Origin of the sequence: Rhizobium cauense, assembly GCF_019511525.1 — a bacterium.
In the GTDB taxonomy this organism is placed as follows: domain Bacteria; phylum Pseudomonadota; class Alphaproteobacteria; order Rhizobiales; family Rhizobiaceae; genus Rhizobium; species Rhizobium cauense.
Window position 1 is genome coordinate 133,467 of sequence record NZ_JAEUAT010000014.1, and the last position, 13,102, is coordinate 146,568.

The window sequence follows — 13,102 nt, forward strand, 5'->3', positions numbered from 1 at the left end:
CGCTGACAGACACCACCCGCCTGGAGTTTGCAATGGATATCTTTTCCGACCTGTGGCTGGGAGCCGCAACCGCTTTCCAGCCCGTGAATCTGGCTTACTGCTTCATCGGCTGCCTGCTCGGCACGGCCATCGGCGTGCTCCCGGGGCTTGGCCCAACGGCGACGATCGCCATGTTGTTACCGCTCACTTTCGGTCTGCAGCCGGAAACGGCGCTGATCATGCTGGCTGGCATTTTTTACGGTGCGCAATATGGCGGCTCGACGACAGCAATCCTGATCAACCTGCCGGGCGAAAGCTCGTCGGTTGTCACTGCGATTGACGGCTACCAGATGGCCCGCAAAGGGCGGGCCGGGACGGCATTGGCAACGGCAGCCCTCGGGTCATTCTTTGCCGGGACTGTTGCAACCGTACTTCTCGCCGTCGCAGCTCCGCCGCTTGCCGCGATCGCGCTGAAGTTCGGGCCGGCCGAGTATTTCTCATTGATGGTACTAGGACTTGTCGCATCGGTTGCGCTTGCCAGCGGCTCGCTGCTGAAAGCATTCGCAATGATCGTCGTCGGTCTGCTGGTGGGATCGATCGGCACGGACGTCGAGAGCGGAACACCCCGTTACGTCTTCGGCATGCCGGAACTCTATGACGGACTGAATTTCGTTGCCGTTAGCATGGGCATATTCGGCATCTGCGAGATCCTACGCAATCTCGAGAACGAGCACGAGCGATCTGTCGGCGTCAAGAAGGTCACGGGCCTGATGCTGAACCGCGATGATCTGAGGCGCATCGGGGGCCCGGTGCTGCGCGGAACGGCACTCGGCTCGTTGCTCGGCGTGCTGCCGGGTGGCGGTGCCATGCTCGCCTCCTTCGCCGCCTACGCAGTGGAGAAACGTGTCTCGCCAAACCATGCGGAATTCGGCAAGGGAGCGATTGAGGGGGTGGCCGCACCGGAATCAGCCAACAATGCCGGCGCGCAGACCTCCTTCATCCCGATGCTGACGCTCGGCATTCCCGGCAATCCGGTAATGGCGTTGATGGTCGGCGCCATGATCATCCAGGGCATCACGCCAGGTCCCAACGTCATTTCCGATGAGCCGGCGCTATTTTGGGGCATGATCGTGTCCATGTGGTCCGGGAACCTGATGCTCGTCATCCTCAACCTGCCCTTGATCGGGCTCTGGGTCCGCATGCTGACCATCCCCTATCACCTGCTGTTCCCGGCAATTATTGGCTTCTGCTGCATCGGCGCCTTCAGCATTAACAACAGTGTCTTCGATGTCTTCGTCATGGCTGGCTTCAGCGTTTTCGGTTTCGCGCTTTCCAAGCTGCGCTTCGAGCCAGCACCGCTGCTGCTAGGCTTCATCCTCGGACCGATGCTGGAGGAGAATCTCAGGCGCGCCATGCTGATCAGCCAGGGCGACCCAACGATCTTCGTGCGGAGCCCACTCAGCCTGATACTGCTGGTGGCCGCAGTCATCGTCCTTTCGCTTGTTCTCGCGCCCGCAATCAGTCGCAAACGCGACGAAGCCTTCACAGAATGACCCGATGCAAGCCTATTCGACGAAAGGAAAAACAAGGCAATGACAACAGATTTGCGTTTGGCCCTGACAGGCATATCCGGCATTCTCGTAACGCCCTATGGCAGTGATGGCGAGATCAACCCTGCGCGACAGGAAGCCATCGTGGACAGGGCCGTCATCGCCGGTGTGCACGTTCTCGTCGCCAACGGCAACACCGGCGAGTTTTATGCCCTGACGATCGACGAGGCTGAGACTATGGTGCACTCCTGCGCTGAACATGTCAGCGGGCGTGTGCCTCTGCTGGCAGGTGTAGGGCGAGGCGTGCGCGACGCATGCCGCCTGGCAAGATCCTCACGGCAGGCCGGCGCCTCGGCGCTGATGGTTCACCAGCCACCGGATCCATTCTGCGCTCCGCGAGGTTTGGTCGACTATGTGCGTGCGGTTTGCGATGCCGCGGACGGTCTGCCTGTCGTGCTTTATCTGCGAAACGATGCCATCGGCATCAAGGCGATTAGGGATCTTTGCGCACTGCCATCGGTCATCGGCGTCAAATGGGCAACACCCAACCCGCTGAAACTGGCCGAGGCGATAAGCGCCACCGATCCAGGCATCGTCTGGGTCGGCGGGCTGGCTGAAGTCTGGGCGCCTGCGTTTTATGCGGTCGGCGCACGCGGCTTCACGTCAGGCCTCATCAACCTCTGGCCGCAACGATCGGTCGCCATCCATGCAGCGCTGGAAGCAGGGGATTATCATAAGGCCAATCGCCTGATCGCGGGTATGAGGGCATTCGAGGAAATCCGCGCGGAAGAATTGAATGGTGCCAATGTAACAGGCGTGAAGGCCGCGCTGACCGCTCTCGGCCATGACTGCGGCGCCACCCGCCCGCCTTCGTCCTGGCCGCTCAGCGATGCACAGGAAACGGCTTTGCGAGCGTTCATCGCATCAAACGAAATCCGCTTCTGAATGAAGCCAAGGCGGTCATAGGAAACTGGAGATACCCATGAAACAACGGAAAACCTACGAGCAACTTCGATCGGCCCGCTGGATGGTCCCGGACGATCAACGTTCCTTCGGCCATCGTTCACGGACTATGCAGATGGGTTACGATCCGATGGACTGGGAAGGCCGGCCGATCATTGCAATCCTCAACACGTGGTCGGATGCCCAGCCCTGTCACATGCATTTCAAGGACCGGGTGGAGTGGGTAAAACGTGGCGTGTTGCAGGCCGGCGGCTTTCCGATGGAACTACCGGCACTGTCGCTATCGGAGAATTTCGTCAAACCGACGACAATGCTCTATCGAAACATGCTGGCAATGGAGACCGAGGAACTGCTGCGCTCGCACCCGGTCGATGGTGCTGTGCTGATGGGTGGCTGCGACAAGACCACGCCGGGACTAATCATGGGCGCGATCAGCGCAGGCCTACCTTTCGTCTTCCTGCCCGCCGGGCCAATGCTGCGCGGCAATTATGCCGGCAAGTATCTTGGCTCCGGCACCGACGGTTTCAAGTACTGGGATGAACGCCGCGCCGGAACGATTTCAAAGGAGGAGTGGCAGGGCATCGAAGGCGGGATCGCCCGTTCCTACGGCCACTGCATGACCATGGGGACAGCCAGCACCATGACGGCCATTGCGGAAGCCATGGGGCTGACTTTGCCGGGGGCTTCCTCCATCCCAGCGGCAGATGCCGGGCATCAGCGCATGTCCACTCAGTGCGGCCGACGGATCGTCGATATGGTATGGGAGGACCTCACCCCGGACCACATCATCACGGGCGTGGCTGTGGAAAATGCCGTTACCGTCGCTATGGCCACAGGCTGTTCCACCAATGCGATCATCCATGTCATTGCCATGGCACGCCGCGCCGGTATCGAGCTGCAGCTTGATGACCTCGACCGGATCGGCCGGACCACGCCAGTGATTGCCAATATCCGGCCATCCGGCACCTCGTATCTGATGGAGGATTTCTACTACGCAGGTGGTCTGCGCGCTCTGATGAAGCAACTCGGCGACAAGCTCGACGGCTCTGCCATAACCGTCACCGGCAGATCATTGACCGAGGGCCTTGAAGACGTGAAAATCTGGAACGAGGACGTGATCCGGCCATTGTCGAACCCGGTCTATCACGAGGGCTCGCTGGCGGTATTGAAGGGGAACCTTTGCCCAGACGGCGCCGTGATCAAGCCAGCCGCCTGTGATCCCAAGTTCCATCGGCACAGGGGACCAGCGCTGGTCGCCGACAGTTATGCCGAACTCAAGAAGATCATTGACGATCCTGATTACCCCCTGACGCCAGAAACTGTGCTCGTGCTGCGCAACGCCGGCCCCCAGGGCGGGCCGGGCATGCCGGAATGGGGCATGATCCCAATGCCGAAGGCACTGTTGAAGCTCGGACTTCGCGACATGATGCGGATCTCTGATGCCCGCATGTCGGGAACATCCTTCGGCGCCTGCGTGCTGCATGTCGCACCGGAAGCCTACATAGGCGGACCGCTCGCATTGCTGAGGACCGGGGATATCGTCGAGATGGACATCCCCGCACGCAGCCTCAACATGGTTGTGCCGGACGATGAGCTGGAGACCCGGCGGGCCGCCTGGACGTCGCCTCCGCCGCGTTATGGCCGCGGGTACGGCCTGATGTTTTCCAAACATGTCGAGCAGGCCGACAAAGGCTGCGACTTCGACTTCCTCAAAACGGACTTCGGCCCGAGCGTCGATGAACCGGCGATCAACTAACCAGATCCGGAGACTATCATGTCCGACTTCACTTTATCCCAAGAGACACGCGCCAGGTTGATGAAGGTTTCGACCGCGTCAGTAGCAACCACCCTTTATAAACGTGGCCTGCGCAACCAGTTCATCCAGAATGTCCACCCGGTTTCCTGGAAGGGTGTCAACATGGTCGGGCAGGCTTTCACTCTGCGCTACATCCCTGCACGAGAGGACCGCAATCCGATTACCGTGTTCCGTAATCCTGACCATCCGCAGCGGGTGGCGGTGGAGACCTGCCCACCCGGCCATGTGCTCGTCATGGACAGCCGCAAGGATCCGCGGGCGGCCTCCGCCGGATCGATCCTGGTGACCCGACTTGCCGTACGCGGCTGCGCCGGCGTTGTTTCCGACGGCGGTTTTCGCGATGCTGAGGGCATTGGCAAACTGGATATGCCAGCCTATCACCAACGGGCGTCAGCGCCAACGAACCTGACACTGCACGAGGCACTGGATATCAACGTTCCGATATCATGCGGCGATGCGCCAGTGTTTCCCGGAGATGTTATGCTCGGCGATGGTGACGGCGTGATGGTGATCCCGGCACACCTAGTCGATGAGATCGCCGAGGAATGCGCGGGTATGGAAGCTTTTGAGGATTTCGTGCTGAAGCAGGTCCTCGACGGTGCCGCCATCATCGGTCTTTATCCGCCAACCACCGAGAAGGCTCAAGCCGACTATGCCGAATGGCGAGACAAGACCGGACGCTGAAGAAACCATCGTAAAACGTGGTCCCGGTCCGAAAGAGGCCTAGCACATGCCCGCGCCATATCGTTCAGACGCGAACGGTTTTCGACGACTCTGCGACATGATGAATCGCAAACTTGCGCCGAGCAGGAGAAAGAAGGCGTGCGGAGGAATACAGAAAGTTTACTTCTGAAATCAAATTTGTATTCATTGAGACATTGCCACACCCTAAGCTGCTTTAACTATCACTTAAGTATTAACTTTAAAACATCGCGTAGATGCGCTAGAGTAGTACTTGGAAATAAAAGGGGGGCGGCATGGCGATTTCCGTTGCATTCGTTGACGATCATCCAATACTACTCGAGGGTCTGGTCAGCCTGTATTCAAACAAGCAAGACTTGGACATTGTCGGCAAAGGTGAAAACGCGGTTGACGCGTTGAAGCTAGTTGAGGAGCTCGACCCGGATGTCATCGTGGTCGATCTCAGCATGCCCGGCGATGCGCTTTCCGCAATTGAGATCATCTTGCAACGCTACCAGCGCACCCGGATTATCGTATTCACGGCGAGTTCCAGTATCGAGTCGGCAATCCAGGTGTTGGGCCTTGGCGTTTCCGGATATGTACTGAAGGGCAGTACTGCGTCCGATCTACATGAGGCCATCCGTACGGTCTATGCGGGCAATACGTTCATTACGCCTGGTTTTGCAACCAAGGTCATCATGTCGATGAAGACGGAGGCCCTGCGTCGCAAGTCGCAAGTCAATCTAAGACTAAGTGCGCGCGAGGAGCAGATTGTCGGTTATCTCATGCGCGGAAGCACAAATCGGGAGATCGCGCACTGTCTCGACATCAGCGAGAAGACGGTGAAGCACTACATGACCGTTCTGATGCAGAAGCTCGATGCTCGTAACCGGCTGGAAGTTGTCCTGGCCGCCCAGAAGCTAAGCGTGACCCAGGAAGCAAGCGTGCAGAGAGCATACAACTGACGGGGCAGCAGGCCCTACGCAACGAGGCGTCGGCTCAAGAGCACCTGGCGACGCTCCCACCACACAAGAGCGAGGCTGGAGGCTACGATAAGCACAGCGCCAGCCACAACATTTGCTTTGGGGACCTCTGACCAGATGAGGTAGCCATAGAGAAATGCCCAGACAAGACCGCTATATTCCATGGGCGCAAGCGTGGAAGCCGGGGCGTGACGGAAACCTTCGTAAAGCAGGTACTGGCCGAGTGCAGCCACAAGGCCGAGGCCGATCATCAAGGCCCAGCCCAAAGCATCCGGCGTTTTCCAAAGCCATGGCAACATGGCAGCGCAGGCCAGCACAAATAGAAAGCTTGTTGCCATCATCTGGTTCAGCGTGCTTTCGGTGCGGCTGACAAGGCGGACAAGGACGGTGCTCCAGGCCCAACAGAAACCAGCAAAGATGACCATTGCTGCCGGTAAAAGGTTCGGAGCCTCCGTTGGGTTTGCCGCCAAGAGTACGCCGATGAAGCCTCCGATACAGGCAAGCCAGCGCATACGGCCAACATTTTCCTTCAGGATCAGGATTGACAAAAATACGACCATAATGGGGGCGGAGAAGTACATGGTGGTAATTTCGGCAAGCCCCAGGTGTCGGGCGGCTGAATAGAAGGCCATCCACGCCGAGATCATCAGCCCTGCACGCAACAACAAGGATTTCCTGTGTGGGCTTTTTAGTATCGAGGGATGCCTTAGCCGACGGACCATGATGCCGGAGACGACAGCGATCACGATGCTTCGCACAAAAAGGATTTGGGGGACGGCGTAGTCAGCGACGAGCCACTTGACCATGGCGTCCTGCAGGGCAAAAAGCGAATAGCCGGAACATGCAAGGGCAATTCCGACGAGCGGGCTTGACGGGTGGTTGTCAGTTCTGGAGAGCATTTGCCTGCGGCGGGATTACTTCTTTCGGACGATGCCTATCAAGGCGTGCGTCGTTAGACAATTGCAAGATTTCAATATTGCAAATCAGCTTTGGCCTACGCGTCGCACTCCTGGTTATGCACATGTGGCAGTGTGCCACCGTTTGGACCTGTTTTTCCGTCACGACTGCCGTGTATCATGTGGTGCGTACCAGCCATGCAAGGGAGCGCATGATGAACGACGGAAGGTCGCGGCTTTACATTGTCGCCTCGTGGGCACTCTGGCCCGCTCTTTTTGCCGCAGGGCTGGTGGGAGCAGGTTGGGCCTTCCATACCCATAGCCCCCTGCTGTGGTTCAACGTGATCTATCTGTCGATCGTTGCGCTTATCGCTGCCCTCGAGCGCTTGATGCCCTACGAGCTTGAGTGGCTGAAACATGATGGCGAAACATTCAACGACATCGCACACACACTCCTGACCAAGGGAGGTGTCCAGATAGCCGCAGCCGTTGGGGCATCTGCGCCAATGGCAATCGCGACCGTCGTACAGCCGACATTTACACCACTGACTGCAGTTTGGCCGCAGCACTGGCCCATGGTCTTGCAAGTCGTGATCGGATTGGTCATTGCCGAATTCGGCCTCTACGTTGCACATCGGGCTGCGCACGAAATCCTGGCACTATGGCGCTTTCACGCCCTGCATCACAGTGTCGAGCGGTTGTGGGTCGTCAATACCGGCCGCTTTCATGTCGTCGATTCGCTGTTCAAGATCGGCTTAAGCCAAATACCGCTATATCTCCTCGGAGCGCCGCTGCCCGTCTTTTTATGGATAAGCGCGGTAACCGCCTTTATTGGCCTGCTGACCCACTGCAACATTGACGTCAGAACAGGCCCACTCGATTGGATATTCAGTACGCCACGGCTTCACCGCTGGCACCATTCCAAGGTGCTAGCCGAGGGAAACACAAATTATGGCGAGAACCTTGTGCTCTGGGATCAGATATTCGGGACTTACCTAAATCCCGCGCGAAGGCCGCCGGTCGAGATCGGCATCAGCGGTCGGATTGCCGAAGGTTTTCTGGCCCAACTCGTCCAGCCGTTTTCGACCAGGGGCATTAGGCAGATACTGGGGCGTCGTGAGCCGCAGGCAGCTGCTCCCCTGAACAGCTCACAAGCGGATACAAGCACGGAGTTGGAAGCTTGCCCCGACGCGCCCTCGGCCGGAAGACACTGACGGCGCCCAGCATTCGCTGCGCGCCGTCTATATTTGGCTTTTGCTGCTTGCAGTGTCGGTGGCGGCTGCGAGCTGTCGCCGCCTACCTTGCCTCAGCCTGGAAAAGATCGTTCAGCTTGTAGGCAACCTCCGTGCGGTTCGTTGCCTTTAGCTTCTTCATGATGTTTCGGATATGAACCTTGACGGTGCTTTCGCGAAGGTTGAGCTCATAGGCGATTATCTTGTTTGCCTTGCCCTTGCGTAGCGCCTGCACAACTTCGGCCTGTCTCATCGTAAACATACGCGACAACTCACTCGGCCGTTGCTGCTGGCTCTTTTCAACTGATACAGCTGCCATGGACTTGAACGTGCTACCTGCAACGATGAAGGTGCCGCCTGCAACTGCCAGAGCAATCGCCTCGACACAAACCTCGATCCCAACAGATGTTGGAATGAACCCTCGAGCACCGTATTCGAGAACCTTCAACGTTTGGCTGAGGTCGTCACCGTCGCCTAAAATGACCACCGGAGCTGGCGCGACTTCCGATGTGATATTCGCAATTTCCTCGGAAAGCGCAGCGTCACTGCCCTTGCGACCTGCAATGTTGAGAAGGACCGCGCCAACGGGCTGGAGACCGTCATTCTTTCGCTGCCACTCCTCGATGGAGCCGACAGCAATTGCAGTCATGCCGAGACCGTTGGTTCTCATTGTGGTGGCAAGGCATTCACGTTCAAGCGTTCTGGCGTCGATAATCAGCAAGCACTGGTCATCGCTCTCCGTTCTGCCAGAACGATCCACCATCTTAGCTACAGAAAGCACTGTTGTCGGCCGAAGCTTGTTCAGTGCTATTTTTCCGCTTTCAAATTCTGAAGGTACGTAATTCATACTAGCCTCATACCCCTATGGTGCCGTAGTAAGCTCGCATTAAGTAATTACAATACTTCGCGCTGCCCCGTTACGCTGTGTTTTTCCCCTAGCGACATGCTAACAAAGTAGACGCCCCGCATTTGTCAAATGACAATATTGATTATCTGCCGCATTTCTACTTTATTAAGAAAGTACTCTCGCGGATGCTAATAAGCAATACAAAAATATTTCGAAGAGTTAATACAGCATAGTTAGATAAATAATGAATATACCTATTTCGGCGCAAAACTGGAATAACGTTGCCACTAAGTGCAACAGACGCGGATCTTTTAACCACGAATGTCATTTACAGTAGCACAGAATTCCTGATAACACTTTTGTCAGAAGTCTATTTTTGGTTAAATTACGCCCGAAGATCGCATTCTTAATACTGCATTGCCGGCGGTTGTGCCTGTAAGTCCAACTTTATCGGTGCGGTTATCGAAAGTATAAATGGCCTATTGTACCGCTTTATTTGGTATTGTCGGACTGGTGATCCTCTAAGACGCCAATCAAACTTTGGCTCTCTCACCTCATCGACCAGCGATCGCACGATCCTCGCTTCGAGCGGAAATCAGCCGGGGAAACCAGTTCGACGCAGATTTCCCTGCTTTCCTTCATCAGATGATACCCCAAGCACGGTAGCGCCCTCGCCCGGTGATCTCGCGGATCCCGATATCGTTCAGAAGATTAAGGGCGCCCCGACTTGTCACTTGCAGCTGGCGTGCCACCATGGCTGTCGAGACCATCGGTCTTGACAGCACGAAGTCGGCAAGCTGCGGCAGGCTGCTGCTTGAACGGCGGCTTTTGAAACGAATCTCCATCTGCGTTCGGGCCAGCGAAAGACGGTCCATCTCCTTCATGCCGGCAACCGCACTCTCCCCCATTGCTTCCAGAAACGCCTGCAGTCGCGTCAACCGATCGCGCGCGCGGCGCCGCTCGTGGCGGATCGTCTTCAGACCAGCATAAAAGGCAAACAGATGCGATGTAACCTTTCCCCGCGCGCGCAGATAACTTGCAGCCAGGAGGCCCCCGAGCCAATGCTGCCGCCGAAGCGGCTCGATCCTCTCCCACGCTTCGAAAATCAGCGCCGCGCCCAGTGTCGCTGGAAGTTCATCCGCAATGACGAGCGTCTTGCGCCACATGCGCAGCCGTGCTGCCTCATCCCATTCCTCGTCATCAAAAAGGCCAAGGGGATCGTCGGCTCGTTTTTCCTTTTTGGGCTCGGACACCTCGATCAGATCCGGCTTGCCTGAGTGGCCATGGCTCTCCAGCAGCCGCCGCGATCTGTCTAGAATAGCATCGATCTCGGCCAGTTCAGCGGCAAGGATGGCATCTTCCTCGTCTTCCGCATTCTCATCGACCAATGCTTTTGTACCATTGACCTCGAGGTGAGCCCCCTCCCCGTCTATGCCGCCGGACAACACCGCCAATCCCGACGAGCTAAGTGCCCAACCAGGCGCCGAGGTCCAAACCCTGCGTCGTGTCCGCAAGATGGAATGGGCGATCGTTAGTTCATGACTTGGGGTTCGCGTGTCCATGTGGGCATCATGCAAGACAAGGTCTTCGACATGCACAAGTTCGCCGGCGACCCACAAGGCACCCACGGCATCAAAGAAATGCCTACGCTCGGCAAAGCCGTCTGCAACGGCGGCTCGTGCCGCCCTCTCATCCAGCCTCGCCAATCCGTCTTCAGCCTGCACGATGGCGGGCATCAGGCTTAACAGCAATGGACTGTCGATTTCGTATCGCATTGTCAGCTATTTTGATTTTCTTGTAACGGAAACCAAATCACCCTTAACTTCCGTCATGAATGGCATGCTTTGCTGGCGTAGGCAAATCCCCATTGGCCAACCACGCATGCCAAGGAACTGCTTTCGGTCGATAGTTTACTTTCCAGCCGTGAACGCGTCATAGAGGTCGTCCAGGCGGCTTGAAATGTACTCGCCAAAATCCGCCGCATCGCCGGTCTTCAGTGCAATGGTGAACGTGTCTCCGGCGCTGCGAATACGTCCCTTGATGTCGCTGGCTTGCTTCGGGGTCCAGTCATATTCTCTGGCCTCCAGCTTGCCTGGCCGCTTTGCCAACTCGGCCGCAATAAGTTCGAAACGACCATCGCTTCCTTCGCTTGCAAACGCGTCCGAAGCTAGCAAACCACGTAGCCTGGATGTTGTTGTACGGGTCCAGTTCTGCGCAAGTGCAATCCATTTACGGCGTCCTGCATTCGGCGCGGCACCGATTGCCACGATCACATCCATTGGAAGGGCCTTGGCAACCGAGATCAGCTTCGACAACTCGGTCTTGTCGGTCGAAAGCGCCTTCATGATGACCGGTCGCTCGAAGCCCTTGCTTTCGAGATTAAAGGCGAAGACTGCTCGCTCGATGTAGGAAAGGTTGCGCCGCGCGGAATTCTCGAGACCTTGAGCGATGACGACGTCGACGTCATCGAGTTGCCGGACGATTGCCTGCACCTTGCGCCCAAGCAACCGCAGTGCGTGAAGACGCCGGTGTCCGTACACCACCTGATAGCGGGTATCGTCCTGCGGATGCCGTCGAACGAGAATAGGGACTTCCTGCCCGTTCTGTTCGATCGACTGCACGAGTTCGTCTGCGAGATCGTGCGGCGGTACGTCCAGCCGGTCTTTGATGAACGAGCTGTCGACCTGCTCCGGATCGAGCTCGACGACTCTCTCCCCCGAAAGCAGAGCCTCTTGCATCGCCCTGCTTTCTTCCTCCATTCGCCCGAGCGTCAGCGCCATCGAGCGAACGGGGCCCGCAGGGCCGCGAAGCGGCGTCTCCTCCTCAAGGTTGGCCGCGGCCAACTCTTGTGCAGTATCGTCGAACAGTCCCTTCAATCGATCGCGTCTGCTCATGTTCGGCCCCATGCCTTGTGAATTCCCGCGAGCACCTCGCCATTTGCAGCGTTGACCGATTCCAACGCACGGTCATAGGTCGAACGCCGAACCTGGCCCTTTTCAATCTCGTAGAGAGACTGCTTCGTCAGCCCGGCATCGGCAATCGCCGTCGATTTCAAAATGGTCGCAGTCAACACGTCGTCGCCGAAAAGGTTGCGCAGCAAAGCAACGATTTGTGATTGGGGCGCATCGAAAGGCTCGTGGCGTGTGACGACATACTTGATGAAGTCATGTTGCAGATCTCCTCCGGCCTTGCGCACCACAGACAACAGATCCGACGTCATCAGCAAGAATTGAGACATCGAAGCAACGTCGACCATTTGCGGATGGATCGTGATCAAGAGCGATGTTGCCGCACAGACGGCGCCAAGCGTCAGATAGCCGAGCTGCGGCGGGCAATCGATGACGACGACATCGTAGTTGGCCTCGACCTCTGATATGGCCACACCGACACGACGAAAGAATACCTCCCCCGATCGCTGACGATCGCTTAGGGCGCGAGGCGTTTCATGCTCGAATTCCATAAGCTCGAGATTGCCTGGCACAAGATCGAGCCCGTCGAAATAGGTCTTGCGCACTACCTCGGTCAGCGAGCGACGGTTCTCGTCATACCGGATCGCCCCGTAGAGCGTATCACCGTCAGCAAGATCGAACTCCGGCTGGACGCCGAGCATGGAGGACAGCGACGCTTGCGGATCGAGATCGATTGCGAGCACTCGGTAACCGTTCAAGGCGAGATACTGCGCAAGATAGAGCGTTGTCGTTGTCTTGGCCGAACCACCTTTGAAATTCGTGACCGCCACCGTTTGAAGCTTCTCGCCGGGTCGTCGGCGAGGAAGGTAGGAAAGCGAATCTTTCGGTTTGATCCGAGCCATGTGATGGCGAAGCTCGTTGATCTGCCCCAGGGTGTAGGACCGCCGGCCATTGAGTGATACGTCCGGCTGCGGGCCCTTGCCATCGAGCGAGAGCTGCCGCAGGTATCCGTCCGAGACCCCGACCATCTGTGCGGCTTCGCCTGAAGTGAACGTGCGCAACGTCTTCTGGGATAGCGGAGGAAAGAGTTTCTCGCGAAGAAGCTTCAGCTGCCGTGAAAGCTGGCTGGCATGCCGTTCGATGCGGACGTCGGTCGACGATACGCTAATGTTGTCCAAAACACCCGATCCTTATCAATGCGCTTTTCTATCAACATCGCGCTAAAAAGCGTATCGAAGATGCCATG

11 protein-coding genes are annotated in these 13,102 nt (G+C 57.3%); 6 read left to right on the plus strand and 5 right to left on the minus strand.

Annotated features, from left to right (window positions below; all coding sequences use genetic code 11):
- Positions 1–32 precede the first annotated feature (32 nt).
- The 5 genes from JNB88_RS23430 (at position 33) to JNB88_RS23450 (ending at position 5,954) form a co-directional block, all read left to right on the plus strand.
- Positions 33–1,532 (plus strand): tripartite tricarboxylate transporter permease, encoded by a 1,500-nt coding sequence (locus JNB88_RS23430; RefSeq protein WP_220357506.1) that lies wholly within the window; start codon positions 33–35, stop codon positions 1,530–1,532.
- Positions 1,533–1,571: 39 nt separating this feature from the next.
- Positions 1,572–2,474: a dihydrodipicolinate synthase family protein gene (locus JNB88_RS23435; protein ID WP_220357507.1), complete on the plus strand. Its 903-nt coding sequence runs from the start codon at positions 1,572–1,574 to the stop codon at positions 2,472–2,474.
- Positions 2,475–2,511: 37 nt separating this feature from the next.
- Positions 2,512–4,248, plus strand: coding sequence for an L-arabinonate dehydratase (gene araD / locus JNB88_RS23440; RefSeq protein WP_220357508.1), 1,737 nt, complete (start codon positions 2,512–2,514; stop codon positions 4,246–4,248).
- 18 nt (positions 4,249–4,266) lie between these two features.
- The gene (locus tag JNB88_RS23445) at positions 4,267–4,992 is read left to right on the plus strand and encodes a ribonuclease activity regulator RraA (RefSeq protein WP_220357509.1); all 726 of its coding nucleotides are present in this window, start codon (positions 4,267–4,269) and stop codon (positions 4,990–4,992) included.
- A 293-nt stretch (positions 4,993–5,285) separates the two neighbouring features.
- A complete protein-coding gene (locus JNB88_RS23450; protein ID WP_037135362.1) occupies positions 5,286–5,954 on the plus strand; it encodes a response regulator in 669 nt (222 codons plus the stop codon).
- Positions 5,955–5,968: 14 nt separating this feature from the next.
- On the opposite strand, the gene JNB88_RS23455 is transcribed toward JNB88_RS23450, so the two are convergent.
- On the minus strand, positions 5,969–6,871 hold the full coding sequence (locus tag JNB88_RS23455) for a DMT family transporter (RefSeq protein WP_220357510.1): 903 nt from the start codon (positions 6,869–6,871) through the stop codon (positions 5,969–5,971).
- A gap of 212 nt (positions 6,872–7,083) precedes the next feature.
- On the opposite strand from JNB88_RS23455, the gene olsE reads away from it, so the two are divergent.
- A complete protein-coding gene (gene olsE, locus JNB88_RS23460) occupies positions 7,084–8,082 on the plus strand; it encodes an ornithine lipid hydroxylase OlsE (protein WP_220357511.1) in 999 nt (332 codons plus the stop codon).
- Positions 8,083–8,164: 82 nt separating this feature from the next.
- Here the strand turns inward: olsE and JNB88_RS23465 are convergent, their stop codons facing one another.
- From JNB88_RS23465 to repA, 4 genes are all read right to left on the minus strand, one after another.
- Positions 8,165–8,947, minus strand: coding sequence for a helix-turn-helix transcriptional regulator (locus JNB88_RS23465; protein ID WP_220357512.1), 783 nt, complete (start codon positions 8,945–8,947; stop codon positions 8,165–8,167).
- Positions 8,948–9,588: 641 nt separating this feature from the next.
- On the minus strand, positions 9,589–10,722 hold the full coding sequence (locus JNB88_RS23470; RefSeq protein ID WP_220357513.1) for an RHE_PE00001 family protein: 1,134 nt from the start codon (positions 10,720–10,722) through the stop codon (positions 9,589–9,591).
- A gap of 135 nt (positions 10,723–10,857) precedes the next feature.
- Entirely contained in the window at positions 10,858–11,841 is a 984-nt protein-coding gene (repB, locus tag JNB88_RS23475) for a plasmid partitioning protein RepB (RefSeq protein WP_220357514.1), read from the minus strand.
- Positions 11,838–13,034, minus strand: a complete 1,197-nt coding sequence (repA, locus tag JNB88_RS23480) for a plasmid partitioning protein RepA (RefSeq protein WP_220357515.1) — start codon at positions 13,032–13,034, stop codon at positions 11,838–11,840. The genes repB and repA overlap by 4 nt, the downstream gene beginning before the upstream one ends.
- Positions 13,035–13,102: the final 68 nt, after the last annotated feature.

Excerpts from the sequence above, each read along its gene's own strand:
- JNB88_RS23465 (WP_220357512.1), bottom strand. The coding sequence starts at position 8,947 with ATGAATTACGTACCTTCAGAATTTGAAAGCGGAAAAATAGCACTGAAC.
- JNB88_RS23450 (WP_037135362.1), top strand. The coding sequence starts at position 5,286 with ATGGCGATTTCCGTTGCATTCGTTGACGATCATCCAATACTACTCGAG.
- JNB88_RS23455 (WP_220357510.1), bottom strand. The coding sequence starts at position 6,871 with ATGCTCTCCAGAACTGACAACCACCCGTCAAGCCCGCTCGTCGGAATT.
- olsE (WP_220357511.1), top strand. The coding sequence starts at position 7,084 with ATGAACGACGGAAGGTCGCGGCTTTACATTGTCGCCTCGTGGGCACTC.
- JNB88_RS23430 (WP_220357506.1), top strand. The coding sequence starts at position 33 with ATGGATATCTTTTCCGACCTGTGGCTGGGAGCCGCAACCGCTTTCCAG.
- JNB88_RS23445 (WP_220357509.1), top strand. The coding sequence starts at position 4,267 with ATGTCCGACTTCACTTTATCCCAAGAGACACGCGCCAGGTTGATGAAG.
- araD (WP_220357508.1), top strand. The coding sequence starts at position 2,512 with ATGAAACAACGGAAAACCTACGAGCAACTTCGATCGGCCCGCTGGATG.
- repB (WP_220357514.1), bottom strand. The coding sequence starts at position 11,841 with ATGAGCAGACGCGATCGATTGAAGGGACTGTTCGACGATACTGCACAA.
- JNB88_RS23470 (WP_220357513.1), bottom strand. The coding sequence starts at position 10,722 with ATGCGATACGAAATCGACAGTCCATTGCTGTTAAGCCTGATGCCCGCC.
- JNB88_RS23435 (WP_220357507.1), top strand. The coding sequence starts at position 1,572 with ATGACAACAGATTTGCGTTTGGCCCTGACAGGCATATCCGGCATTCTC.